General features: G+C 67.1%; 26 protein-coding genes. 9 read left to right on the top strand and 17 right to left on the bottom strand.

Annotated elements, in window-relative coordinates:
• Positions 1-11: 11 nt before the first annotated feature.
• Complete coding sequence (locus tag XINFAN_RS05360; protein ID WP_199286368.1) at positions 12-1,019, top strand: phosphotransferase enzyme family protein; 1,008 nt, start codon at positions 12-14, stop codon at positions 1,017-1,019.
• Here XINFAN_RS05360 and XINFAN_RS05365 read toward each other — a convergent pair.
• Positions 992-2,044: a glycosyltransferase family 2 protein gene (locus XINFAN_RS05365; RefSeq protein WP_124085451.1), complete on the bottom strand. Its 1,053-nt coding sequence runs from the start codon at positions 2,042-2,044 to the stop codon at positions 992-994. The genes XINFAN_RS05360 and XINFAN_RS05365 overlap by 28 nt on opposite strands.
• 122 nt (positions 2,045-2,166) lie before the next feature.
• Here XINFAN_RS05365 and XINFAN_RS05370 point away from each other — a divergent pair, with 122 nt between their 5' ends.
• Positions 2,167-3,588 carry a glycosyltransferase family 39 protein gene (locus tag XINFAN_RS05370; protein ID WP_160144544.1) on the top strand — a complete coding sequence of 474 codons (1,422 nt, stop codon included), beginning with the start codon at positions 2,167-2,169 and terminating at the stop codon, positions 3,586-3,588.
• On the opposite strand, the gene XINFAN_RS05375 is transcribed toward XINFAN_RS05370, so the two are convergent.
• The 10 genes from XINFAN_RS05375 to XINFAN_RS05420 all read right to left on the bottom strand — a co-directional run bounded on the left by XINFAN_RS05375 (position 3,576) and on the right by XINFAN_RS05420 (position 14,172).
• Positions 3,576-4,400 (bottom strand): ABC transporter permease, encoded by an 825-nt coding sequence (locus XINFAN_RS05375; protein ID WP_124085453.1) that lies wholly within the window; start codon positions 4,398-4,400, stop codon positions 3,576-3,578. The genes XINFAN_RS05370 and XINFAN_RS05375 overlap by 13 nt on opposite strands.
• Positions 4,397-5,278, bottom strand: coding sequence for an ABC transporter permease (locus XINFAN_RS05380; RefSeq protein ID WP_124085454.1), 882 nt, complete (start codon positions 5,276-5,278; stop codon positions 4,397-4,399). The genes XINFAN_RS05375 and XINFAN_RS05380 overlap by 4 nt, the downstream gene beginning before the upstream one ends.
• Positions 5,271-6,353 (bottom strand): ABC transporter ATP-binding protein, encoded by a 1,083-nt coding sequence (locus tag XINFAN_RS05385; RefSeq protein WP_124085455.1) that lies wholly within the window; start codon positions 6,351-6,353, stop codon positions 5,271-5,273. The genes XINFAN_RS05380 and XINFAN_RS05385 overlap by 8 nt, the downstream gene beginning before the upstream one ends.
• Positions 6,354-6,418: 65 nt before the next feature.
• Complete coding sequence (locus XINFAN_RS05390; protein ID WP_124085456.1) at positions 6,419-7,537, bottom strand: extracellular solute-binding protein; 1,119 nt, start codon at positions 7,535-7,537, stop codon at positions 6,419-6,421.
• Between the two features lie 592 nt (positions 7,538-8,129).
• Entirely contained in the window at positions 8,130-8,543 is a 414-nt protein-coding gene (gene mnhG, locus XINFAN_RS05395; RefSeq protein ID WP_124085457.1) for a monovalent cation/H(+) antiporter subunit G, read from the bottom strand.
• Entirely contained in the window at positions 8,540-8,821 is a 282-nt protein-coding gene (locus XINFAN_RS05400) for a K+/H+ antiporter subunit F (RefSeq protein ID WP_124085458.1), read from the bottom strand. Before XINFAN_RS05400 ends, mnhG begins: the two co-directional genes overlap by 4 nt.
• Positions 8,818-9,306: a Na+/H+ antiporter subunit E gene (locus XINFAN_RS05405; protein WP_124085459.1), complete on the bottom strand. Its 489-nt coding sequence runs from the start codon at positions 9,304-9,306 to the stop codon at positions 8,818-8,820. The genes XINFAN_RS05400 and XINFAN_RS05405 overlap by 4 nt, the downstream gene beginning before the upstream one ends.
• Positions 9,303-10,931 (bottom strand): monovalent cation/H+ antiporter subunit D, encoded by a 1,629-nt coding sequence (locus XINFAN_RS05410; RefSeq protein ID WP_233352130.1) that lies wholly within the window; start codon positions 10,929-10,931, stop codon positions 9,303-9,305. The genes XINFAN_RS05405 and XINFAN_RS05410 overlap by 4 nt, the downstream gene beginning before the upstream one ends.
• Positions 10,928-11,272, bottom strand: coding sequence for a Na+/H+ antiporter subunit C (locus tag XINFAN_RS05415; RefSeq protein ID WP_124085460.1), 345 nt, complete (start codon positions 11,270-11,272; stop codon positions 10,928-10,930). Before XINFAN_RS05415 ends, XINFAN_RS05410 begins: the two co-directional genes overlap by 4 nt.
• A complete protein-coding gene (locus XINFAN_RS05420; protein ID WP_124085461.1) occupies positions 11,272-14,172 on the bottom strand; it encodes a monovalent cation/H+ antiporter subunit A in 2,901 nt (966 codons plus the stop codon). The genes XINFAN_RS05415 and XINFAN_RS05420 overlap by 1 nt, the downstream gene beginning before the upstream one ends.
• Before the next feature lie 389 nt (positions 14,173-14,561).
• On the opposite strand from XINFAN_RS05420, the gene XINFAN_RS05425 reads away from it, so the two are divergent.
• The 7 genes from XINFAN_RS05425 to XINFAN_RS05455 all read left to right on the top strand — a co-directional run bounded on the left by XINFAN_RS05425 (position 14,562) and on the right by XINFAN_RS05455 (position 21,382).
• Positions 14,562-17,285, top strand: a complete 2,724-nt coding sequence (locus XINFAN_RS05425) for an HAD-IC family P-type ATPase (RefSeq protein WP_233352131.1) — start codon at positions 14,562-14,564, stop codon at positions 17,283-17,285.
• Positions 17,286-17,363: 78 nt separating this feature from the next.
• The gene (locus tag XINFAN_RS05430; protein WP_124085462.1) at positions 17,364-18,242 is read left to right on the top strand and encodes an MBL fold metallo-hydrolase; all 879 of its coding nucleotides are present in this window, start codon (positions 17,364-17,366) and stop codon (positions 18,240-18,242) included.
• Positions 18,243-18,247: 5 nt separating this feature from the next.
• A complete protein-coding gene (locus XINFAN_RS05435) occupies positions 18,248-18,445 on the top strand; it encodes a YgaP family membrane protein (protein ID WP_124085463.1) in 198 nt (65 codons plus the stop codon).
• On the top strand, positions 18,442-18,864 hold the full coding sequence (locus XINFAN_RS05440; protein WP_124085464.1) for a YeeE/YedE family protein: 423 nt from the start codon (positions 18,442-18,444) through the stop codon (positions 18,862-18,864). The genes XINFAN_RS05435 and XINFAN_RS05440 overlap by 4 nt, the downstream gene beginning before the upstream one ends.
• 1 nt (position 18,865) lies before the next feature.
• Positions 18,866-19,285: a DUF6691 family protein gene (locus XINFAN_RS05445; protein WP_124085465.1), complete on the top strand. Its 420-nt coding sequence runs from the start codon at positions 18,866-18,868 to the stop codon at positions 19,283-19,285.
• 1 nt (position 19,286) lies between these two features.
• Complete coding sequence (locus tag XINFAN_RS05450) at positions 19,287-19,634, top strand: protein tyrosine phosphatase family protein (protein WP_124085466.1); 348 nt, start codon at positions 19,287-19,289, stop codon at positions 19,632-19,634.
• A gap of 17 nt (positions 19,635-19,651) precedes the next feature.
• On the top strand, positions 19,652-21,382 hold the full coding sequence (locus XINFAN_RS05455; protein ID WP_124085467.1) for a SulP family inorganic anion transporter: 1,731 nt from the start codon (positions 19,652-19,654) through the stop codon (positions 21,380-21,382).
• On the opposite strand, the gene XINFAN_RS05460 is transcribed toward XINFAN_RS05455, so the two are convergent.
• The 6 genes from XINFAN_RS05460 to lptC form a co-directional block, all read right to left on the bottom strand.
• Complete coding sequence (locus XINFAN_RS05460; protein WP_124085468.1) at positions 21,352-21,672, bottom strand: ArsR/SmtB family transcription factor; 321 nt, start codon at positions 21,670-21,672, stop codon at positions 21,352-21,354. The genes XINFAN_RS05455 and XINFAN_RS05460 overlap by 31 nt on opposite strands.
• Before the next feature lie 122 nt (positions 21,673-21,794).
• Positions 21,795-22,259, bottom strand: a complete 465-nt coding sequence (locus XINFAN_RS05465; RefSeq protein ID WP_124085469.1) for a PTS sugar transporter subunit IIA — start codon at positions 22,257-22,259, stop codon at positions 21,795-21,797.
• A gap of 43 nt (positions 22,260-22,302) precedes the next feature.
• Complete coding sequence (gene hpf, locus XINFAN_RS05470) at positions 22,303-22,878, bottom strand: ribosome hibernation-promoting factor, HPF/YfiA family (RefSeq protein ID WP_124085470.1); 576 nt, start codon at positions 22,876-22,878, stop codon at positions 22,303-22,305.
• A 233-nt stretch (positions 22,879-23,111) separates the two neighbouring features.
• Complete coding sequence (gene lptB / locus XINFAN_RS05475; RefSeq protein ID WP_124085600.1) at positions 23,112-23,876, bottom strand: LPS export ABC transporter ATP-binding protein; 765 nt, start codon at positions 23,874-23,876, stop codon at positions 23,112-23,114.
• Between the two features lie 8 nt (positions 23,877-23,884).
• Positions 23,885-24,370, bottom strand: a complete 486-nt coding sequence (locus XINFAN_RS05480) for an LptA/OstA family protein (RefSeq protein ID WP_124085471.1) — start codon at positions 24,368-24,370, stop codon at positions 23,885-23,887.
• Between the two features lie 22 nt (positions 24,371-24,392).
• The gene (gene lptC / locus XINFAN_RS05485; RefSeq protein ID WP_124085472.1) at positions 24,393-25,001 is read right to left on the bottom strand and encodes an LPS export ABC transporter periplasmic protein LptC; all 609 of its coding nucleotides are present in this window, start codon (positions 24,999-25,001) and stop codon (positions 24,393-24,395) included.
• Position 25,002: the final 1 nt, after the last annotated feature.

Consider the following 25,002-nt stretch of genomic DNA (forward strand, 5'->3'; position numbering starts at 1 on the left):
GGGGGAAAGTCATGGCTCATGACACCATGCCGCTTCAGGAGATCCTGAAGCATCTGGAGCGGCTGGCCAACGACTCGCTGCCGCTCTGGCCGGTGCCTGAGGGGGCGACGGCGCGGCTGATCAACGTCTCGGAGAACGCGACTTATCTGGTCGAGGCCGGGGAGTTCCGCTCGGTCCTGCGCATTCACCGCCCGGCCTATCACAGCCGCCGCGGGATCGGGCAGGAACTGGCCTGGGCGCGGGCCTTGTCCGACAGCGGCATGGTGCTGACGCCGCCCCCCATTGCCGGGCGGAACGGCGATCTGGTGCAGGAGGGGCGCACCCCCGGCCTGCCGGAACCGCGCTTCATGGTGATGTTTCAGTTCGCCGAAGGCCGCCAGCCCGACGAGAACGAGGATCTGGTGGCGCCGTTCGAGGGCCTCGGCGCCATCGCGGCGCGCACCCATATCCATTCGCAGACCTGGCAAAAGCCGGAACCGCTGGAGCGGCTGGTCTGGGACACCGATGCCGTTTTCGGCCCGCGCGCGAACTGGGGCAACTGGCGCGATGCGCCGAACGTCACCCCCGCGGTGCGCGAGGTGCTGGAACAGGTCGAGACGACGATCTGCGCCCGGCTCGCCGCCTTCGGCAAGGGGGCGGATCGTTACGGGCTGATCCATGCCGATATGCGGCTGGCCAATCTCTTGATCGACGGCGAGACCACGCGGCTGATCGACTTCGACGATTGCGGGCTGGGCTGGTTCCTTTACGATTTCGCCGCCGGGATCAGCTTCATGGAAGACCACCCCCAGGTGCCCGCCCTGCGCGCGGCCTGGGTGAAGGGCTACCGCTCGGTCCGGGCGCTGTCGGATGACGAGGAACGCGAGATCGACACCTTCATCATGCTGCGCCGCATGGCGCTGCTGGCCTGGATCGGCAGCCATATCGAGGCGCCCGAACCCCAGGCGATGGCGCCGCATTTCGCCCGCGTCTCGGCGGAACTGGGCCGCGCCTATCTGGCGAAATTCGCACCGGCCTGATCCGTCAGCGCGCGCGCGTCGCCGGTAATGCCGTAAAGATGCGCGGCGCGGTCCTCTGCCGGGCGCCGCGCCGCGCCCGCCCCGGACCAGCGCACCTGTTCGATCAGGAACAGCGGGCGGCGCTTGGTCTCGTTGAACACCCGGCCGAGATATTCGCCGAGCACCCCGAGCGCGATCAGTTGCGTGCCGCCAAGCAGCAGGATGGTCAGGAACAGGGTCGGGAAGCCCTGGACATCCTCGCCATAGATCAGCGTGCGGATGAAATAGAACCCGCCCCCCGCGAAAGCCGCCAGCGCCAGCACGAAGCCGAGCCAGGTGGTCATCCGCAACGGCGCGGTGGTGTAAGAGGTGATCCCCTCGATCGAGAGGTTGATCAGCTTGACGTAGTTCCATTTCGTTTTGCCCGCGAAACGCGGCTCTCGCACGTAATCCACCGCGACCGAGGGGAAGCCGATCCAGGCGAAGAGGCCCTTCATGAAGCGGTGCGTCTCCGGCAGTTGCAAAAGCGCGTCGAGCGAGCGGCGGCTCATCAGCCGGAAATCCCCCACGTTTTCCGGCAGATCCACCGGGCCAAGGCGCCGCATCAGCCGGTAGAAGCCATGGGCGGTCGCGCGTTTCAGCCAGCTGTCGCCCTGGCGCAGGGTGCGGCGGCCATAGGCGATGTCCCAGCCCTCGCGGTAGCGGGCGATGAATTCGGGGATCAACTCGGGCGGGTCCTGGAGGTCGGCGTCGATCACCACCACCGCATCGCCGGTGGCGTGGCACAGCCCGGCGGTCAGCGCGATCTCCTTGCCGAAATTGCGCGACAGGTTGACCACGGTGATATTGCCCTCGCGCGCGGCCAGCCCGTGCATCACCGCGAGCGTGCCGTCGCGGCTGCCGTCGTTGACGAAGACGATCTCATACTCCTGGCCCAGGGGGGTCAGCACCCTTCCGATCCGGGCGGTGAACTCGGCCAGCCCGTCCTCTTCGTTGAAACAGGGGCAGACGACCGAGATCAGTCCGGGGTTGGGTCGCTGTTCCATAAAGCCGTTCCGCCAGAATTTTTCCGCGCCCGGGCCATGACCCCGCCCCGCGGTTGAGAGATGCCGGGCCAGAGTGTTACATGCCGGGGGCCTTGTCCACCGGCGTAAAAGGGAAGCGTTCCATGACCCAGGGCCTGAGAGCCGTTCTGATCCTTGCGATCTTCGCCGGGGTGATGCTGCGGTTCTGGAACGTGACGAGCGACCCGTCGCTGTGGCTGGACGAGGTGTTCTCGGCGCAAATGGCGCAAAGCCCGCTGCCGGATCTGCTGCTGGCGGTGCCGCGGTTCGACACCCACCCGCCGCTTTACTATCTGCAACTGCACCTCTGGGCGCTGGCGGGCGGCTCGGACCTTTGGCTGCTGTTGAACAGCGTGCTGCTGGATCTTTGCGTGATCCTGTCGCTCTGGCATGTCGCCGGGCGGCTTTACGGGCGCGAGACCGGGCTCTGGGCGGCGGCGCTCTGGGCGGTGCTGCCGCTCGGCCTGTTCTTCGCGGAAAACCTGCGGATGTATGCGCTGTTCTTCCTTGAGATCATCTGGGCCTGGTATCTTCTGGAGAACCGTATCCGCCGGGGCGGCGGCGGGCGGGTGGCGGTGCTGCTTCTGGGGCTGGCGGCGACGCTGACCCACGGGCTTGGCTTTTTCGTGGTGTTCTTCCTGTATTTCCAGGCGCTGGTGCGGCTTTACCGCGCGCATGGGCGGCGGGCGGCGCTGATCCTTGTGCTGGACTATATCCCGGTGGCTTTGGCCTCGCTGTGGTCGCTGGGTATCGGCAGTTTCCGCCAGACCGAGGGGATCGAGAGCTTCGACCTGGCCACCCTCGGCATCCACCTGGCGATCACCTTCCTCGGGATGCACGCGCCCTCGCCGGAGCTGTTGGGCTATCTGGCGCTGGTCCTGGTGCTGGCGGCGCTGCTGGCGGGGCGGTCGCGGCCGATGGCCTTGTGGCTGGTGGTGCTGCCCTTCGCGGTGCTGCTGGCGCTGACGCTGACGGTCAAGACGGTGTTCATGTATCGCACCCTCGGGCTGTTTTTGCCCTTCGTCGTGCTTGGACTCGCCCGGGGCCGCTGGCCGGTGCTGGCGCTGGCCCTGTTCGCGGTGGCGGGGCTGAACTCTTCGCTGCGGTTCGAAAAAGAGGGCTACCGTGGCGCGGCGGAGCTGTGGGCGGAACGCGCCGCGCCCGATGCGGTGATGTTCACCCAAGGGGTGCCCGATCTGTGGGGCGTCAGCCGCTATCTGCCCGGGGTGCCGCGCTACTCCGCGCTGGACATCCAGCCGCCGGTGCGCGACGGGATGCTGCGGCTGAAGGAACGGCTGACCGGCACCTGGTTCGACCGCGCCGGGCTGTTTGGCCAGACCGATCATCTGACCATCGGCAGCCGCGAGATCTGGCCCTGGCTGCCCGAAGAAAAGCTGGCCGGGCTGCAAAGCTACTGGCTGCTCTCACCCCCCGCCGGCACCTGCCTGCGCGACACCGACCGCATCGTGGAAAGCCACGCGCCGCTGGGCAAACTGCTTCTGCTTTGCGAGGCTCAGCCCGGCTGATGCCGCTCTTTCCGGCGGCGGCTGAGTTCAAGAACCACCGCCGTCACCAGGGTCAGCGCGATCAGGATCAGCGCCAGCGCGTTGACCGCGGGGGTCAGGCCGGTGCGGACCTTGGTCGCGATATAGACCGTCAGCGGCGTGTCGGTGCCGCGCACGAAAAGCGTGGTGTTGTAGTTCTCGAAACTTTGCAGGAAGGCGATGAACCCCGCCGCGATCAGCGCCGGTTTCAGGAAGGGAAGCAGCACCCGGCGGAAGATCATCCAGCGCGAGGCGCCAAGGCCGAGCGCGGCCTCCTCTTGTGTGCGGTCGAACCGTTGCAGCCGCGCGACCACCATCAGCATGACATAGGCGGTGATGAAGGTGGATTGCGCCAGCACGATCAGCATGGTGCCGCCCGAGACGCCCGCCTGGCGCCACAGGATCAGCGTGGCGATGCCGATGGCCACCCCGGGCGTCAGCAGGGGCGAGACCATCACCGCGTAGAAGAAGCTGCGCGCCCGCGCGTTCATGCTGGTCAGGAACAGCGCGGCGGCGGTGCCGACCGGAAGCGCGAAAGCCACCACCGCAAGGCCGATGCCGATCGACAGCCACAGCGCCTTCCACATCGCCTGATCGTTCCAGAGCGCCTGGAACCATTGCAAGGTCGTGCCGAGCCAGGGGGTGACGGTCGGAAAGCGCGAGGTGTTGAAGGTTGCCGCCGACATGATCGCCAGCGGCAGGAACAGATAGATCAGGAACGCCGCCATATAGAGCGCGAACAGCACCCGGGGCAGCAGCGCGGCGAGGCGGTGGAGCGGGGCCTGCGCGCTCATTTCGCCACATCCGCCAGGTTGACGCGGAACAGCCGCAGCGCCGCCAGCACCACCGCCATGCACAGAACCAGCAGGATCAGCGCATAGGCCGCGCCGCGGTTCCAGTTCCCGCCCTCGAAGAACCAGTTGTAGATGATCTCGGTGAACCAGCGCGAGCCGGGCGAGCCGAGCAGCGCCGGCGCGACATAGCTGCCCGCCGCCAGCATGAAGGTGAAGACGCAGCCGGTGGCGATCCCGGCCTTGGCATGGGGGATCACGATGCGACGGTGGATGCGCAGGGTCGAGGCGCCGAGGTCGCGCGCGGCGTCGATCTGCGCTGTCTCCAGCGTCGAGATCGAATTGTAGATCGGGAACAGCATGAACAGGATATAGGCATAGACCATCCCCGCCAGCACGCCGGTGTCGCCGAACCAGCGGACCGGCTGGTCGATGATCCCGAGCGTTTGCAGGAAGATGTTCAGCGGCCCGTTGAACGCGAGCAGGATATACCAGGCAAGCGTCCGCAGCACTTCGTTGATCCAGAACGGGATGATCAGCGCGATCAGCATCGCCCGCGCGCCGCGCACCGAGGCGACCTTGGCCATCCAGAACGCCAGCGGATAGGTCACCGCCAGCGTGATCGCTGTGACCAGCGCCGAGCCCCAGACGGTTTTCAGAAAGATCGCCCGATGGACCGGATCGGAAAACAGCGCGGTGTAGTTGAGCAGCGTATACTGATCCTTCGGCCCGCCGATCTCGGACGGGAAGAGGTTCGGCTTCAGCGAGAAGTTCAGCATCATCAGATTGGGCGCCAGCACCATCCCGACGATCCACAGCGCCACGAGGATCAGGATCACCCCGCCGAGGCCCGGGCCGAAGCGTCTGATAAGCTCAGCCATGGCCATCACCAGCGCCCATCACCAGGGCCTCATCGGCGGCGAAGCTCAGCCAGATCCGCTCGCCCGGCTGCGGGGCGTCGGCAAGCTGGCGGTTCGGCAGGGTGGCCAGCAGAACCTGGCCCTGATCGGTTTCGGCGCGCAGCATGGCCAGCGCGCCCTCATATTCCAGCGAGACGGCTTTCGCGGGCAGGCTGTTGGGCATGGCGATGCGGCTGCATGACATGGTTTCGGGCCGGACGAACAGGGTGGCCGCTGCGCCTGCCGTGACGCCCGCACCGGCGCGGGCGGTGAAGCTGCCCTGCGCCGTATCGATACTGGCGAGGCCGTTCTCAACGCCGGTGACCTTGCCCGCGATCTCGTTGGTTTCGCCGATGAAACGGGCGACGAAGGGCGTGGCCGGGTTGGCGTAAAGCTCTTGCGGGGTCGCGATCTGCTGCAACACGCCCGCCTCCATCACCGCCACCCGGTCCGACATCGCCAGCGCCTCGGACTGGTCGTGGGTGATATAGACGAAGGTCACGCCGGTGCGCTTTTGCAGCGCGCGCAACTCGGCCCGCATATGCTGGCGGAGTTTCAGATCCAGCGCCGAGAGCGGCTCGTCCAGCAGCAGCACCTGCGGCTCGACCGCCAGCGCGCGGGCGATGGCGACCCGCTGGCGCTGGCCGCCGGACAGCTCATGCACCATGCGGTTGCCGTAGCCCGGCAGCGCGATCAGATCGAGCAGCTCTTCGGCCTTCTTGCGGCGCCCGGCCTTCGGCACCCCGCGCGCCTCCAGCCCGAAGGCGATGTTCTCCCAGACCGGCATCAGCGGAAACAGTGCCAGCGACTGGAAGATCATCGCGGTGGGGCGGCGGTCGGCCGGGATTCCGGCCATGTCCTTGCCGCCGATCAGCACCTTGCCGCTGGTCGGCTCGTTGAACCCGGCGATCAGCCGCAAAAGCGTGGTCTTGCCGCAGCCCGAGGGGCCGAGGATCGAGAAGAACTCGCCCGCCTCGATATGGGCCGAGAGTTTGCGCACGGCATGCACGGTGCCGAAAACCATTTCGACGTCGATCAGATCGACTGAATGCGACATATGCGGGCTCTCGCTGAAAGGGGGCGGCCGCGGCGCAAGGGGCGCCGCGGCCAGCAATTAGGGGCTCAGGCCGACAGGAACTTGTCCTGGTATTCGCCGCGCAGGGCGACATACCAGTTTTCCTGGATCGGCCACCACCACAGCTTTTCAAGCGCATCGCCCGGATAGGCGGCAGCGAAGAAATTGCGCGAGGCCTCGGGCAGATGCGCCTCGGCGCCCACGGCGGTCGAGTTGATCGAGGTATGGGTGGAATACATCGCGCCCGCCTCGGGCGTCAGCAGCCAGTTCAGGAAGGCATAGGCCTGGTCGATATTGGCGGCGCCCACCGGGATCGAGATCCCCTCCATCCAGGCCAGCGCGCCCTCTTTCGGGGCGATGAAGCCGACGGGCAGCCCCTCTTTCTGCAAGCCGGCGGCGCTGCTGTCCCAGGTCTGGCCGATCTTGGCGCCATTGGTGCGGAAGGCGCCCTGGGCCTCGTTCTCGTTCGACCAGAACTGGATGATGTTGCCCTTGCGCGCGATGGCCTCGGCGGTGATCACGTCGAAATTCGCCCGCATCACCGCTTCGTCCTTGTAGCTGTCGATGAAGGGATGCGGCAGCTTCCCTTCGCTTTCCAGCCAGAGCGCCAGGCCGACCAGCGAGGAATGGCCGCGCACGGTCGCCTTGCCGGCGGATTCGGGCTTCCAGATGTCGCCGTAAGAGGCGGTGCCGTATTCCAGCGGCATGTCGTTCTGATCGAAGGCCAGCGCCTCGGTGCCCCAGTCGGTCGGCACCTGGTAGCGTTTGCCATCCACCACCGCGCCGAGCGTTTCCGAGTTCTTCGCCGCCGAGGGCAGCACGCGGTCCCATTCCACCTTGGAATCGTCGATCGGCTGCAACAGGCCGAATTCGACGTAATTCGGCACCCGGTCCACCGAGGGCCAGATGATGTCATAGCCCGAGCCGTTCGAGGCCCGCATCTGGTTCAGCAACTCGTCGTTGGTGCCGTAGGGCGTGTAGACGGCCTTGATGCCGGTGGCCTTTTCGAAGGCCGCGAGCAGTTCGTCCGAGACGTAACCGGCCCAGGCAAAGATATTGACCGAGCCGGACGAGCCCTGCGCCAGCGCCCCGCGCGAGACGAGCGGCGCGGCCAGAGAGGCGACGGCGGCGCCTCTGACGAAAGTGCGGCGGTTGATAAGGGTCATTTCGAAAGATCTCCGCGTGATCCGGCGGAAAGGCGCCGGAGGTGGATGGGACCTGGCCTGCGTAGTGCGGGTTCATGTCGGCAGGATTGCTGAAATGTAACAAGCATGTAACGCCCCGGCCCGGCGCAGCTTAGCGTGGCGCGACCGTTCTGCCTAGTCGCCGGACGCGGGATCAGTTTTTCCGACCGAAACACTTTCCTCCTCACAACCAAGTAAAATAGTCAACTATTTGATTTTGTTGATTTTTCCTTGACCGCGACGCGAATCGTCCCTATGTAGGATCACAGGAAAGCAAGCCAGCGTCCGCGCAAGCCAGCTCTCGACAGATACAGCCAGCCAGATGATCCGGCCCTCTCAGCCAGGCGCTGCGCGCCCAGCCAGGCCATGCGCCGGATCGCTCCAGGTCAGCCATCTCCCCATGCGTCCCGGCCTCTGCGCCAGCCATCTTCCCCGGAAGACCGCCAGCAAGGCAGCCATGCCCCGACAGCCAGCCGCGCAGCCCAGGTGCCACGCAAGCCAGAGCCATCCAGCCCGACGGGACGGATCGAAAGCAAAAGGGCAGCCCCCGGGCTGCCCTTTGGTGTTTCGCGGGTCAGGATTCGCCCGGCGCGTCGGCGGGGTCGGCGAGGGCGTCGCCTGGCGGAGCGGGAATGTCGCTGCGCTCGACCGCGCCGGGGATGCCCGGGGTGCCCTCGATCCGGTCGCGGTGCAGCGCGGCGCGGCCCAGAAACATCAGCGTCACCGGCGTGGTGATCATCAGGAAGATGCCAATCACCAGCTCGTGCAGCACCGCGCGGCCTTCGGTCCAGCTGACCAGCAGCATCGAGGCGAGCAGGATCCCCGCCGCGCCCCAGCTGGTGCCCAAAGTCGGCGCATGCAGCCGGTCGTAGAAGCTTTTCAGCTGCACCAGCCCCACGGTGCCCAGAAGCGTGAGCGTCGCCCCCAGCATCAGGAACAGCGCCACGGGGATCGCCACCCAGGCGGGGAGTGTTTCCATCCAGCTCATTCGATCACCTCGCCGCGGATCAGGAATTTCGCCAGCGAGACGGTGGCCACGAAGCCGAGCACGCCGATCACCATGGCCGCCTCGAAGAAGAAGGGCGAGCCGACGCGGATCCCCGTCACCACGAACAAGAGCATGGCGGTGACGTAGAACGTGTCCATCCCCAGCACCCGGTCCTGGGCGCGCGGGCCGTAAAGCAGCCGCCAGCCCGCAAGACAGGCCGCCAGCGCCAGCGCGATCTGGGCGTAGCTCAGGGCGAAGGTCATGATCATGGCGCTCATGGGAAGGACTCCAGCAGCAGTTCCTCGTATCGGTCGCGGATCAGGGTCTTCCAGTCGGCGGTGTCCACCATGTCGAAGACATGCAGCAGCAGAATGCCGGTTTCCTCGTCGTAATCCACCCAGGCGGTGCCGGGGGTGGCGGTGACGATCATGGCAAGCAGCGACAGGGGCGCCGGATGGCGCAGCCGCAGCGGGATCTCGACGAAGGCGGAATGGCGCAGGCCGTGGCGGCCCCGGGTCAGGATCAGCACCGCCACCGCGATGTTCGAGCGGATGATGTCGGCGCCGACGATGAAGAACAGCTTCACCAGCGCCATCGGGCGGCGCAGCTTCACCCGCTCGGGCTCGACCGCGGCGAAGGCCCGGGCGGCCAGCGTGGCGACCACCGTTCCAAGGATCAGATGGCCCAGCGAAAAGCTGTTCAGGAGCAGCCATACCGCCACCAGCGCCAGCGACAACAGCGGATGGGGGAACAGCCGGGTCATTGTGCGTCCTCGCCATTGGTGACGCGGCGGGTGGCGAACACCCCGTCGGAATAGATCAGCGGCTGATGCAGCGCGCGGGCGGTGGCATCCATATAGCGCAAAGCATCATTGCCGCGCACCGTCAGCAAGGCGATCATCGCCACCAGCAGCAGCACCGGCGCGAATTCCATCGCCAGCACCTTGGGCGGGGAGGAATCCGAGGCCCAGAAGGTCTGGATCCCGATCCGCACAAGGCCGATGATCGTGGCAAAGCCCGAGAGCATCAGCACGGCCAGGAAGGTCCAGGCGAGGCCGGGGGGCAGCGCGCCGTTGCCGAACATGCCCGACAGCATCGCCACCTTGCCGATGAAGCCCGACAGGGGCGGCAGCCCGCCCAGGACCAGCAGGCAGGCGCCGAAGCTGAGGCCGAGCACGGTCATGGTGCCGGGGATGGCAAGGCCGACCTCCTCTTCCTCCTCGTCCTCGGGGTCGAGGCCGTAGGCATCCGAGGTCAGCGCCAGCAGCGCGGCGATGCCGCCCTCTTCGCGGCTCATCGGCTCCAGCAGCAGGAACAGCGCCGCGGTGGCGATGGTCGAGCTGATCATGTAGTAAAGCGCGCCCGACAGCATCGCCGGCCCGCCGCCCGACAGCGCAAGCCCGGTGACGGCAAGGATCGTGCCCGAAGAGATCAGCACCAGATGCGCGGCCATCCGCCCGAGGCCCTGGGCCGCCAGCACGCCGAGAAAGCCGTAGACCATGGTGGCCATGCCGCCCCAGATCAGCACCTGGGCGCCGAACCCGGCCGAGGCCCCCGCATCGGGGCCGAACAGCAGCATCGACAGCCGCAGGATCACATAGACCCCCACCTTGGTCATGATCGCGAACATCGCGGCCACCGGCGCGGCGCTGGCCATATAGGTGGTGGGCAGCCAGAACGACATCGGCCAGAGCCCGGCCTTGACCAGAAAGGCGATCCCCATGATCGCGGCGCCGGCGTGGAACAGCGGTCGCTCGGACGGGGCGATATTGACCACCATCTGCGACAGATGCGCCATGGAAAGCGTGCCGGTCACTCCGTAGATCAGCGACACGCCCACCAGGAAGAACAGTGAGGCGGCGAGGTTCACCGCGATGTAATGCAGCCCCGCCCGCACCCTGAGTTGCCCCGAGCCGTGCAGCAGCAGCCCGTAAGAGGCCGCCAGCAGCACCTCGAAAAAGACGAACAGGTTGAACAGATCCCCGGTCAGGAAGGCGCCGTTCAGCCCCATCAGCAGGAACTGGAACAGGGACTGAAAATGCTGGCCCTGCCGGTGCCAGGCCGCGCCCGCATAGATCAGCGTCGGGATCGCCAGCAGTGAGGCCAGCACCAGCATCAGCGCCGACAGCCGGTCCAGCACCAGGATGATGCCGAAGGGCACCGCCCAGTTGCCAAGCAGGTAGAAGCTGATCTCGTTGCCGCCCGAGAGCGGCGTGCCTTTCGAGCGGTTCAGCAGTTCCACCGAGACGAACAGAAGCGCCACCGCCGCGCCGACCGAGATGGCGAGCTTCGCCTTCCTTTGCCGGTCGTCGTAAAGCAGCATCAGCGCGCCCGCGATCAGCGGGATCAGGATCGGCGCGATGATCAGATGTTCGGTCGCCAGCATCATTTCGTCGGCTCGCTTCCGTCAACATGGTCGGTGCCGGTCAGGCCCTTCGAGGCGATCATCACCACCAGAAACAGGGCCGTGGTGGCGAAGCTGATGACGATGGCGGTCAGCACCAGCGCCTGGGGCAGCGGGTCGGCGTAATTGGCGGTATTGACGAAGCCTCCCTTCGGCATGATCGGCGGCTTGCCCACCGTCAGCCGGCCCATGGCGAAGATGAAGATGTTCACCGCATAGGACAGCAGGCAAAGCCCGGTGATCACCTGAAAGGTGCGCGGGCGCAGGATCAGCCAGATCCCCGAGCCGGAAAGCACTCCGATGGCGGCCGACAGCACGAGTTCCATCAGACGGCCTCCTTCTGCGCGGATTTCTCGGGGGTCTTTTCTTCCTCCAGCTCGCGCAGGCGGGCCGAGCGCAGCGACTGGTGCGCGATGGCGATCAGCAAGAGCACCGTCGCCCCCACCACCGCGAGGAAAACGCCCAGATCGAAAGCCATGGCGGTCGCCATCGGCACCTTGCCGACCAGCGGCACGTCGACATAGCGGGCATGCGCGGTCAGGAACGGATAGCCGAACAGCCAGGCGCCGATCCCGGTAGCCGCCGCGATCAGCAGGCCAAAGCCCATCCAGCGGATCGGCAGGATCACGATCCGCGCCTCGATCCAGCGCACATTGGCGGCGATGTATTGCAGCAAGAGACCGATCGCCACCGTCACCCCGGCCGAGAAGCCGCCGCCGGGCAGATCATGGCCGCGGAAGAACAGATAGGCGGCGATCACCAGCGTCACCGGGAACATCCAGCGCATGATCGTGGCCGGGACCAGCATGTAATTCCCCAGCCGGTCGGCGGTGTCGCCCTGCTGCTGCTCGGGCAGGGCGATGCTTTCCGCCCCCGGGCGGAAGCGGCGCAGAAGCGCGTAGACCGTCAGCCCGACGATGGCCAGCACGGTGATCTCGCCGAAAGTATCGAAGGCGCGGAAATCGACGAGGATCACGTTCACCGTATTGGTGCCGCCGCCCTCATAATAGGCGTTCCGAAGGAACCAGTCGCCGATGTTCGGCACCAGCGGCCGGGTCATCACCACATAGGCCAGCCCGGCAAGACCGAGGCCGCCCACCGTGGCGATCCCCAGATCGCGCAGGCGCCGGATCCGGGCCGAGAGCAGCTCGTCGCCCGGGATCTCCTCGCGCCGCTTGGGCAGCCAGCGCAGACCCAGAAGCAGCAGAACCGTGGTCACGATCTCGACCACCAGCTGCGTCACCGCCAGATCGGGGGCCGAGAACCAGGCGAAGGTCACGCAGGTGACGAGACCCGCGCCGCCCAGCAGGACCAGCGCCGCGAAACGGTGGTATTTCGCCTGCCAGGCGGCACCGATGGCGCAGGCGCCGCCCACCAGCCACATGATGGCGAAGGCGGGGCTCAGATCGTTGGTCAGCGGCTTTTCCGCCACCGTCAGCCCGCCCCAGACCGCGATCATCGCCGCTACCAGCCCGATCAGCATCATCAGGCGAAGCTGCGGCTGCAACCGCTCGGTCCCGAACAGCTTGTGCAGAAAGCGCGGCCAGGCCCAGCTCAGCCGCAAGAGGAGCCATTCGTAGATCTTCTGCGCGCGGATGCGCCACAGGATGGGCGGCCCCTCGGGCCCGGCGTCGATCCGGCGGGCGAAGGCGAAGTAAAGCACGATCCCCGCCGTCATGGCGATGATGCTCATGATCAGCGGCGTGTTGAACCCGTGCCAGATCGCGATATGGATCTCGGGCAGATCCGGCCCCAGCACCGACCGGCCGGCGATGTTGAGCACCGGCTCCAGCGTCAGCGCGGGCAGGATGCCGACCGCAAGGCAGGTCAGCACCAGGAATTCGACCGGGCGGCGCATCCAGGGCGGCGGCTCATGCGGCGCCTTGGGCAGATCGGTGGCCTCGGGGCCGAAGAAGACCTGCATGATGAAGCGCAGCGAATAGGCCACCGAGAAGATCGAGGCGAAAGTGGCGATCCAGGGAAGCGCGGAATCGAGCCAGGTGCCGTTGTGCCAGCCCACCGCCTCGGCGAAGAACATTTCTTTCGACAGGAAGCCGTTCAGCAGCGGCACCCCCGCCATCGCGGCCGAGGCGACGATGGCCAGCGCGCCGGTGATCGGCATCGCCTTCATCAGCCCCGACAGGCGGCGCAGATCGCGGGTGCCGGTCTCGTGGTCGATGATCCCCGCGGCCATGAACAGCGAGGCCTTGAACACCGCATGGTTGCAGATGTGGAAGATCGCCGCGACGATGGCGCCGGTCGAGCTCATCCCCGCCAGCGCGGTGATCAGGCCCAGATGGCTGATGGTGGAATAGGCCAGCAGGCCCTTCAGATCGTGGCGGAACAGCGCGATCATCGCCCCGACGGTCAGGGTGATCACCCCGGTCCCGGTGACGGTGTAGAACCACAGTTCGGTGCCGCCGAGCGCGGGCTGGAAGCGGATCAGCAGGAAGACCCCCATCTTCACCATGGTCGCCGAATGCAGATAGGCCGAAACCGGGGTCGGCGCCGCCATGGCGCCGGGCAGCCAGAAATGGAACGGAAACTGCGCCGATTTGGTGAAGGCCCCCAGCAGGAACAGCCCCAGCACCACCGGATACAGCGGATGCGCCCGGATGATCTCGCCCGAGCGCAGGACCAGATCCAGATCGTAGCCGCCGACGATCTGGCCCAGAACGATCATCGCCACCGTCAGCGCGACACCGCCGCCCGCGGTCACGATCAGCGCCATCCGGGCGCCGTCGCGCGCGGCCTGGCTCTGGTGCCAGTAGCCGATCAGCAGGAAGGAGAGGATCGAGGTCAGTTCCCAGAACACCACCAGCATCAGGATGTTGCCTGACAGAAGCATCCCGATCATGGCGCCGGTGAAGGCCATCAGGAAGGAATAGAACCGCGGCACCGGATCGGTCTTCGACAGGTAATAGCGCGCATAGATCACCACCAGCACGCCGATCGACAGCACGAGGCCGGTGAACAGCCAGGCGAATCCGTCCATCCTGAAATTCAGGTTCAGCGACAGGATCGGCAGCCAGCGCACCACGCCGCGCACCACCTCGTCCTCAGCGATGCGGGGATAGAGCACGGCCAGCAGCAAAAGCCCCGCCCCCAGCGACAGGCCCGAGACCCAGGCGGCGGCGTTATGGGCATTGACCGGAAGCGTGGCGGCCAGGATGGCGCCGAGGAAGGGCAACAGGACAAGAATGAGAATCAGATTCTGCTCAATCATTGTCCCGCGGTTTCTCCTGGCGTTTTAATCTGATGGCCGCGCCTTAAGGGATTTCGCGCCGGGGCGGCGTGAGGAGTCTCTGATGGCAGGAGACAGTTCCCGAGGGGCGAACCGATAGGCCCAGATGAAATATAATGGCTGTAGATTACAAGCCCTTATCATTGAAAAACCTTTTAAAGCCGCAGCGCAGGTTCTGAATTTTCCGTCATTCGGGGCTGCCGGGCGGGCGCGTCCGGGCCGGGCGGCTGCGGCGGCGGGATGATCGGTGTCAGGGCGGGCGAGGCCCCGGCAACCCCAGGGTGTGGCATGGGGCGGCAATTCATGGTCTGATTTCCGTTCCTTCGCGGCTGTCGTGGCAGCGCCCCCATGATCTGAAAGGCAAGGATAAGATGGCAGAAGACAATCCGCATCCCCAGAACCCGGAAGTGCCGGACCTTACCCCGGCCGGGCTTGCCGGGATCGCCGGATCGGCCCATGCTATGCCTCCGGCCGCGGTTTGCCGGGCGCTGGACACAAGCGAAGCGGGGCTGAGCGGCGCGGAAGCCGCGCGCCGGTTGCGGGTCTTCGGCCCCAACGCCTTGCCCGAGGGGCACCGGCGCAGCGTGCTGGCGCGGATCCTGACCCAGTTCAACAATGCGCTGATCTGGTTCATGCTGGCGGGCGCAGCGGCGGCGGCGGCGCTTGGCCACAGCGTCGATGCCGGGGTGATCCTGGCCGTGGTGCTGGTCAATGCGCTGGTCGGCTTCATCCAGGAGGGCAAGGCCGAGGATGCTCTGGCGGCGATCCGCGGCATGGTCGCGCCGCGCGCCAGCGTCTTGCGCGACGGCGCGCGGGTCTCGCTGCCGATGGAATCGCTGGTCCCCGGTGACATCGTGCTGATCGAGGCGGGCGACCGGGTGCCCGCCGATCTGCGGCTGATCCGCGCCCGCAGCCTGACGCTGGACGAGGCGATCCTCACCGGCGAATCCGTCACCAGTTCCAAATCCATCGCCACGGTGGCGGAAGAGGCTGCCGCGGGCGACCGCAAGGGCATGGCGTTTTCCGGCACGCTGGTCGCCACCGGCCAGGGCACGGGCGTCGTCACCGCCACCGGCACCGACACCCAGATCGGCCGGATCTCGGCCATGCTGGGGGCGGTGACGGAACTGGAGACGCCGCTCCTGCGCCAGATCAACGCCTTCGGGCGGCGGTTCTCGCTGGTCGCCTTCGGGGGCGCGCTGGCGCTGTTCCTGTTCGCGGTCTTTCTGCGCGGCTTCGACTGGCAGGCGGCGCTGATGGCGGTGGTGGCGCTGGCGGTGGGGCTGGTGCCCGAGGGGCTGCCCGCGGTCATCACCATCACGCTGGCCATCGGCGTCCGGCGGATGGCCGCGCGCCATGCGGTGATCCGGCGGCTTCCGGCGGTCGAGACGCTGGGCGCGACCTCGGTGATCTGTTCCGACAAGACCGGCACGCTGACCCGCAACGAGATGACCGTGCGCCGCGTGGTCACGGCGGGCGGCGCGCTGATGGTCGAAGGCGCGGGCTACGATCCGGGCGAATACCGGCTGACGGCCAGCGGCGCGCAGCAGGCGCTGATCCGCGCCGGGCTTCTGTGCAACGACGCCCATCTCGGGCCGGGCTGGACGGTCGGGGGCGATCCGATGGAGGGCGCGCTGGTCACGCTCGCGCTGAAGGCGAGGCTGGAGCCCGGCCCGGAACGCGCCCGCACGCCGCGGCTCGACGCCATCCCCTTCGATGCGCAGCACCGTTTCATGGCGACGCTGCACGAGGCGGACAGCGGGCGGGTGGCGCTGGTCAAGGGCGCGCCGGAGCGCATCCTTGCCATGTGCGACCGCCAGGAGGGCGCATCGGGGCCCGAGCCGCTGGCCCACGATCTCTGGCAGCGCCGGATTGACGAGGCCGCCATGGAGGGCGAGCGGGTGCTGGGCTATGCCATGCGGCAGATGCCGCCGGGCGCCACCGACATCGACTTCCCCGATGTCGAGACCGGCCTCGTCTTCCTCGGCATCACCGGCTTCATCGACCCGCCGCGCGACGAGGCGATGCGCGCCATCGCCGAATGCCGCAGCGCCGGGATCGCGGTGAAGATGATCACCGGCGACCATGCCGCGACCGCCCGCGCCATCGCCGCGCAGCTTGGCCTCGCCGGGGATCCCCGGGTGCTGACCGGCCAGGATCTCGACCGGCTGTCCGAGGCTGACTTCCCCGAGGCGGTGCGCGAAACCGAGGTCTTCGCCCGCACCTCGCCCGAGCACAAACTGCGCATCGTCCGCGCGCTCCAGGCCATGGGGCGGGTGGTCGCCATGACCGGCGACGGGGTGAACGACGCCCCGGCGCTGAAACAGGCCGATGTCGGCATCAGTATGGGGATCAAAGGCACCGAGGCCGCCAAGGAGGCCTCGGAAATGGTGCTGATGGACGATAATTTCGCCTCGATCGTCGCCGCGGTGCATGAGGGGCGCACCGTCCACGACAATATCCGCAAGGTGATCGGCTGGACCATTCCCACCAACGGCGGCGAGGCGCTGGCGGTGATCCTTGCCATCCTGTTCGGCTTCGCCATGCCGATGACGCCGGTGCAGATCCTGTGGATCAACCTGATCCTCGCGGGCACCCTCGGCCTTGTGCTGGCGTTCGAGCCGTCCGAGCCCGGGGTGATGAAACGCCCGCCGCGCCGGGCGGATGCGGGGCTGCTGACGCCGTTCCTCGTCTGGCGGATCTGCTTCGTCTCGGTCCTGTTCACGGCGCTGGCGCTGACGCTGTTCTTCCAGGCCCAGGCCTCTGGCCGCGATCTGGAAACCGCGCGCACCATGGTGGTGAACCTGCTGGTGGTGCTGGAGATCTTCTATCTGTTCAACGTGCGCTACCTGCACATGACCTCTTTCACCCTGACCGGGGTGAAGGGCACCGGCCCGGTGCTGGGCGCCATCGCCATCGTGGTGCTGGCGCAATTCGCCTTCACCTATCTGCCGGTGATGAACGCGATCTTCGGCTCGCGTCCGCTGAGCCTGTCCGAGGGCATGCTGATCGTCGCCATCGGCGCGGGTTCGCTGGTGCTGCTGGAGATCGAGAAGCACCTGCTGCGCGACCGTTTCGGGTGCGGCGGGCCTTGACCATGATACATACATTCGCATAAATGAATATGTGGCGCAGAAGATTGCGCGCCGCCGGTTTTCCAGGTGAGACACGCGATGACCCAGACCCCCGAAGTGACGGCTTTCTACGAAAAGCGGACCGGATCGGTGCAATATGTGGTGGCCGATCCGGCTGCGAAAAAATGCGCCATCATCGACCCGGTGCTGGACTATGACGAGAAATCCGCCGCCACCGCGACGCTTGAGGCCGACCGCATCCTGAAATTCATCGCCGACAAGGGCTATGCGGTGGAATGGATCCTCGACACCCATCCGCATGCCGACCATTTCTCGGCCGCGGACTATCTGAAACGCAGGACCGGGGCGCCAACCGCCATCGGCGCGAAGGTGGTCGAGGTGCAGAAGCTGTGGAAAGACTTCTACAACTGGCCGGATTTTCCCGCCGATGGCTCGCAATGGGACCGGCTGTTCGCCGAGGGCGACACGTTCAGCATAGGCGACATTCCGGCGCGGGTGATGTTCTCGCCCGGCCATACGCTCGCCTCGATCACCTATGTCATCGGGGATGCGGCTTTCGTGCATGACACTTTGTTCATGCCCGACAGCGGCACCGCGCGCGCCGATTTTCCCGGCGGCAGCGCGCAGGCGCTCTGGCGCTCGATTCAGGATATCCTGGCGCTGCCCGACGAGACGCGGATCTTCACCGGGCATGATTACTGCCAGGGCGGGCGAGAGCCGGCCTGGGAATCCACCGTCGCCGAACAGCGCGCCACCAACAGCCATATGTCGAAATATCTGACCGAGGCCGATTACGTCGCCGCGCGCGAGGCGCGGGACGCGACGCTTCCGATGCCCAAGCTGATCCTGCACGCCTTGCAGGTCAACACCAATGCCGGCCGGTTGCCCGAGCCGGAAGCGAACGGGCGGCGCTATCTGAAAATTCCGCTCGACCTGCTCAAAGCCCCCTGGGAGTGAGTGACATGCAGATCAATATCGGAACCCCTGAACGTATCGCCCGCCTGATCCTTGGCGTGGTCCTCGTCGTGCTGCCCTGGCTGGCACAGTTCCCGCCGCTCTGGACCTGGGTGTCGGTGATCGCGGGCGTCGTGATGCTGGTCACCGGCGCGATCCGCTTCTGCCCTGTGTGGCGCATCCTTGGCATCGGAGGGCGGAAGTGACGGAATTTACTCCGTGGCAGTCGCTGTCCGGCGGCATGCTGATCGGACTTTCCGCGGTGCTTCTGATGGCGCTGCACGGCCGGATCGCGGGAATGACCGCGATCCTGTCCGGTCTGCTGCCGGGGGCCGAGAACCGGGTCTGGCGGCTTTTGTTCTTTGCAGGCGCCGTCATTGCGCCCTTCCTGCTGATCCGGTTCGGGATGGAAATCCCCTTCCGCAGCGAGACGCCGATGCTCTGGACCGTGCTCAGCGGGCTGATCGTGGGCGTGGGCGTCACTTATGGCGGCGGCTGCACCTCGGGGCACGGGATCTGCGGCAATGCGAGGCTCTCGCCGCGTTCGGTGGTGGCGACGCTGACCTTCATGCTGACCGCCGGGCTGACGGTTTTCGTGGTGCGTCATCTGCTCGGAGGCTTTTGACATGGCTTTCCTCTCGCTTCTGATCGTGGGGCTGATCTTCGGCACCGGGATCGCGGTCTCGGGCATGGCCAATCCGGCCAAGGTGCTGAATTTCTTCGATGTCGCCGGAACCTGGGATCCGTCGCTCGCCTTTGTCATGGGCGGCGCGCTGACGGTGGCGTTCATCGGCTACCGCATCGTGCTGCGCCGGCACGGGCCGGTGTTCGACGACAGGTTCCACCTGCCCGCCACCCGGCGCATCGACCGCGCGCTGGTCGGCGGCTCGGCTCTGTTCGGGGTCGGCTGGGGGATCTCGGGCTTTTGCCCGGGGGGCGCGGTCCCGGCGCTCGGGCTGCTGGAGCCCGACGCGCTGATCTTCGTCCTTGCCATGCTGGCAGGGATCCTTCTGGCGCGGCAGTTGCGCCGCATGGGAGGGGCGTGAGATGTGGCCGTTCAGCAAACGCCCGGCATGGCGGCGGCTGGATGAGAGCTTCTCGGCCGGCGGCCAGGTCCGCGCGGCCGATCTGCCCGCCATCCGCGAGGCGGGGTTTTCGATGCTGCTCTGCCTGCGCCCCGATGGCGAAGATCCGGGCCAGCCCGCCTTCGCCGTGATCGCGGACGAAGCCGCGCGCCTGGGGCTGAGCGCCTTCCACATCCCGGTTTCGGGCATGCCGGGGGCGCAGGAGCTGGCGGCCTTTCGCGCGGTGATGGCCGGGGCGCGCGGGTCGGTGCTGGGCTGGTGCCGCTCGGGCGCGCGCGCCGAGGCCTTGTGGCGGCTTTCCCGCGGCTGAACATCCAGGATGATGCCATGAGACCACGCTTCCCGGTGCCCGACTGGGCGCGGCGCTACGATGCTTCCCTGCTGGGCGCCGATGTGATGGCGGCGGTGATCGTCACCGTCATGCTGATCCCGCAGAGCCTTGCCTATGCGATGCTGGCCGGGCTGCCGCCCGAGACCGGGCTCTATGCCTCGATCCTGCCGCTGGTGGCCTATGCGCAGTTCGGCTCGTCGCGGGTGCTGGCGGTGGGGCCGGTGGCGGTGGTCTCGCTGATGACCGCCTCGGCCGTGGCGCCGGTGCTGGAGGCGGGGCTGGCGAGCGCCCCCGCTGCGGCGCTGACGCTGGCGGCGCTGTCGGGGGCGGTGCTGGTCGGGATGGGGCTGCTGAGGCTGGGGTTTCTCGCGAATTTCCTCAGCCATCCGGTGATTTCGGGCTTCATCACCGCCTCGGGCCTGCTGATCGCGGCGGGGCAGCTGCGTCATATCCTCGGCGTGCCCGCGGGCGGCGGGACGCTGCCCGGGATCGTGGCCGGCCTTGCAGAGCAGATCGGTGCGGTGAACCCGGCCACGCTGGCGGTGGGGGCGGGGGTGCTGGCCTTCCTCTGGGCCACGCGCTGCTGCCTGAAGCGCGGGCTGGTCGGCCTCGGCCTTTCCGCGGGCCTCGCCGGCGGGATCGTCCGCGCCGCGCCGGTCGCGGCGATCGCGGCGACCATCCTCGCCAGCGCCGCCTTCGATCTGGGCGCGCGCGGGGTGGCGCTGGTGGGAGAGATCCCGCGCGGCCTGCCGGTGCCGGGGCTGCCGCCCTTCGCGCCCGATCTGGTGCTGGCGCTGCTGCCCTCGGCGGTGCTGATCTCGGTGATCGGCTTCGTGGAATCGGTCTCGGTTGCCCAGACCCTGGCCGCGAAGCGGCGCGAGCGCATCCGGCCCGACCGCGAGCTGTTCGGCCTCGGCGCGGCGAATTTCGCCGCTGCCTTCACCTCGGGCTACCCGGTCACCGGCGGCTTCGCGCGCTCGGTGGTGAACTATGAGGCCGGGGCGCAGAGCCCCGCCGCCGGGATCTTCACCGCGCTCGGCATCGCGCTGGCCACGCTGTTCCTGACGCCCTGGCTGGCCGGTCTGCCGCAGGCGACGCTGGCGGCGACCATCATCCTTGCCGTGCTGTCGCTGGTCGATCTGCCGGCGCTGCGCCGGACCTGGCGCTATTCGCGCCCGGATTTCGCGGCGATGCTGACGACGATCCTCGTCACCCTCGGCCTGGGGGTGGAGCAGGGCATAACGGCGGGTGTCCTCCTGTCGCTGGCGCTTTATCTGTGGCGCACCAGCCGCCCGCATTCGGCGGTGGTGGGCCGGGTGCCCGGCACCGGGCATTTCCGCAATATCGAGCGCCACCAGGTGATCACCACCCCCGGGGTGCTGGCGCTGCGGGTGGACGAGAGCCTGTATTTCGCCAATGCGCGATTTCTGGAGGACCGCATCGCCGCCCTGGTCGCCGACCGGCCCGGGCTGCGGCATGTGGTGCTGATGTGCCCGGCGGTGAACGAGATCGACGCCAGCGCGCTGGAAAGCCTGGAGGAGATCAACCGCCGCCTGAGCGAGGCCGGGATCCGCTTTCACCTTTCCGAGGTCAAGGGGCCGGTGATGGACCGGCTGCACCGCAGCACCTTCCTCAGCCACCTGACCGGCGAGGTCTTCCTCAGCCAGCACGAGGCCGATTGCGCGCTGGCGGGCGATCAGCCGCCCGAGCCGCAGAAACTTTCGTAAAGCACCTGCATCACCTTCTGCGCGACCTCGCTTTCGATCCGGTACCAGATCGACTGCCCGTCGCGCCGCCCGGTGATGATGCGGTCGCGCCTGAGCAGCGCCAGATGCTGCGAAACCGTCGAATCGCGGATGCCGAGAAATTCCGCGAGCTGGCCCACCGATTTCTCGCCCTGCACCAGCTGGCACAGGATCAGGAGCCGGTGCCGGTTGCCGAGCGACTTCAGCAGCTCGCTCGCCTCGTCCGCGGCGGCGCGCATGCTCTCGGGGTCTATGCTCGTTTCCGGGGTCATGAGCGATATCTACACTTCTGCGAAGATATGGTCAAGGTGCCGCCGCGCGCCCGGGCCGGGTCCGCCGATGAAGACGGGGGCAGACCTGCCCGGCCGCGCCCCCGAAGGTGGCCCCGCGGCGCTCAGGCTTCCTGGGTGCTGCGGGCTTCGATCAGGATGGCGTGCAGTTTCGCCGGATCGGTGTTCGAGCGCAGTTTCGACACCACGCTCTGGTCGCGCATGGTGCGGCTGACAAGCGCCAGCGCCTTGAGGTGATCCACCCCGGAATCCTTCGGCGCCAGCAGGCAGAACACCAGATCGACCGGCTGGCGGTCCACGCTGTCGTAATCCAGCGGCTTTTCCAGCCGGATGAAGATACCGGCGATGCTGTCGAGATCCTCGATCCGCGCATGGGGCAAGGCGATGCCATGCCCCACGCCGGTGGGCCCCAGCGTCTCACGTTCCTGCAAACCATCCACCGCAGGGTCGGCGGCGATCCCCCAGGCGGACTGGGCGATTTCGCCCAGTTCCTGAAACAGACGTTTCTTCGAGGTGAACTGGCCGACGACACGAACGGCGGATGGCACGAGGAGGCTGGAAAGTTCCATGAGAGCGCAGAGATCCTGTGGTCAGGCAGGCGGGCGCAGCCCGTTACCTGCTGTTGCGGGGGTCGATCCAGCCGATGTTGCCGTCATCCCGGCGGTACACCACGTTCACGCCCCCATGGCCTTCGTTACGGAAGACGAGCATCTTCTGCCCCGCCAGTTCCATCTGCATCACGGCCTCGCCGACGGTGATCGAAGGAATCTTCGTCTCCATCTCGGCAACGACCACGGGTGCAAGCGTCTCGGGCTCGGCATCCTCGGCTTCCTCGGATGGGGCGAGGATATAGGACGGCGCCGCGTCGAATTCAACCGGCCCCTTGCGTCCGCTGTTGTGGCTGCGCAACCGGCGTTTGTAGCGGCGGACCTGCTTATCCAGCCTTTCGCGGCAGCTCTCGAAAGCGGCGTAGACTTCGGTGGCGTTGCCCTTGGCCTGGAGGCTCAGCCCGGTGGCCAGATGGATCGCGGTTTCGCAGACGAATTCATGGGCATTGCGCGAGAAAACCACGATGCATTCCGTGGCCCTCTGGGCATATTTATCGACCAGCTCGCCGATTTCGGCTTTGACATGAGTTGTCAGAGCCTCGCCGACATCGATCTGCTTGCCGCTGATCTGGTAGCGCATGATATCTCCTCTGCGGTATGGGCCGGGCCGCGTGACGCATCGGTCACGAAACCCGGGTCTTCAATTTCACTTGGGTGGCGGGAGAGAAAACCGCAAGGCGGCGGGGCCTTTGGATGGCCGCCCGGGCCGGGCTGCGGGGAGGATGTGTCGCGCTCATATGTCCATTTGGTGACAGCGCGCGAAGACTGTCAACAGAATCGGTGCGCCGCCCTGGCCGGGCAGGCGGCGGTTGATCAGACCATACGGAAATTCTCGCCCAGATAGACCCGGCGCACGGTCTCATCGCGCACGATTTCGTCGGTGGTGCCCGACATCAGCACGGTGCCGTCATGCAGGATATAGGCGCGGTCGACGATTTCCAGCGTCTCGCGGACGTTGTGATCGGTGATCAGCACGCCGATGCCGCGGCTTTTCAGATCCTGGACCAGGTGGCGGATCTCGTTCACCGCGATCGGGTCGACCCCGGCGAAGGGCTCGTCCAGCAGCAGGTATTTCGGATCGGCGGCGAGGCACCGCGCGATCTCGACCCGGCGGCGCTCGCCCCCGGAAAGCGCCAGCGCCGGGGCCTGGCGCAGATGGGTGATCGAGAACTCGCTCAGCAGTTCCTCCAGCCGCTCGCGCCGTTTGTGGCGGTCGGCATGGGCGATTTCCAGCACGGCAAGGATATTGTCCTCGACCGAGAGGCCGCGGAAGATCGACACCTCCTGCGGCAGGTAGCCGATCCCCAGGCGGGCGCGGCGATACATCGGCAAGGCGGTCACGTCGCGGCCGTCGATCAGGACCTGGCCGCCCTCGGGCGTGATCAGACCGGCGATGGAATAGAAACAGGTGGTCTTGCCCGAGCCGTTGGGGCCAAGAAGCGCCACCACCTCGCCGCGACGCAGATCCATGGTCACGTCGCGGATCACCGGGCGCTTCTTGTAGCTTTTGCGCAAGGAGCGGATCTGAAGGCCCTGGCCGCCCTCGGTCACGGTCAGCGCAGGGCGGGTCTGTTCCATCGCGGCCATCAGTTCTTCCCCGGCAGGAAGGTGGTGGAGACGCCGCCCTCGATCACGCCGGTGCCGTCTTTCAGGTTCAGCGTCAGCTTCTGGCCGGTCAGCGCGCTTTGCCCTTGCGTGAGCAGCACGTCGCCGGTCATCACCACGAGGCCGCTGTCGATGGTATAGACCGCCTCGCGCGCCTCGGCGGCGTCCTGGCTGCTGGCGATGGTCACGCCGCCGGTGGCGTGCAGCCGCTCGATCGCGCGGCTGTCGGTGGCGTAATCCACCCGCACCTCGGCGGCGGAAAGCCGCATCTCGCCCTGGCCGACCAGCACATTGCCGGAAAACACCGCCGAGCCGTCGGCGTTGTTGACGGAAAGCGTGTCAGCGGTGATCTCGACCGGCAGGCTGGTGTCCTGGGTCAGCCCGCCGAAGGCGACATTGGCCTCTTGCGCGAGGGCAGGGGCCGAAAGGGCGAGGGTCAGGATCAGGGCACGGGCAAACAGGGTCATGAGGGGGTTCCGATCCGCGGCATCAGCCGCCGGGCTGATATACCAGCTTAACGCCGCCGGAGAAAACCAGAAGATAGGCCGGTTCCGATTCCCCGCCGGTTTCGTGATGCAACGTGAAGGAGGCCGCGTCTATCGTCACCGCCGGGCCGGTGGCCTTGACCGGGGCCTGGCTCTCGGCACCGGAGCGGTCCAGCGCCGCCGTCAGCGCCTCGGTCGTCACCCGGTAGCCGCTGGAGGTGGCGATCTCGACCCCGCCCGTCAGCCGCAGCTCGCCCGCGCCGGTGTCGAGTTCGGCGCCGGAAGCGGTCATGTCGGTGCTGCCGCCGTCGGGCATCTCAAGGCGCAGGGTGACATCCTCGGCGGCGGCGGTGCGCTCGGCGCTGGCGGGGCGGGCGGCTTTCGCGGTCAGGGTGATCGCGGCGCCGTCCGAGGTGATCCCGGCATAGGTCGGCGCGCTCATCCGCGGATCGCGCGCCAGCGCCTCGACATCGACCTCGGCGTAGCGGATCGCGGCGGTGGGGTCGATGCGGTCCGCCAGCAGGAACAAAGTCGAGAGCAGCGCCAGCGCCGTGAGCGGCAGCGCCAGCTTGAGCCAGCCGACGATCTTCGAATGACGGTCGATCTTCGGCATG

It is taken from the genome of Pseudogemmobacter humi, from assembly GCF_900609055.1.
In the GTDB taxonomy this organism is placed as follows: domain Bacteria; phylum Pseudomonadota; class Alphaproteobacteria; order Rhodobacterales; family Rhodobacteraceae; genus Pseudogemmobacter; species Pseudogemmobacter humi.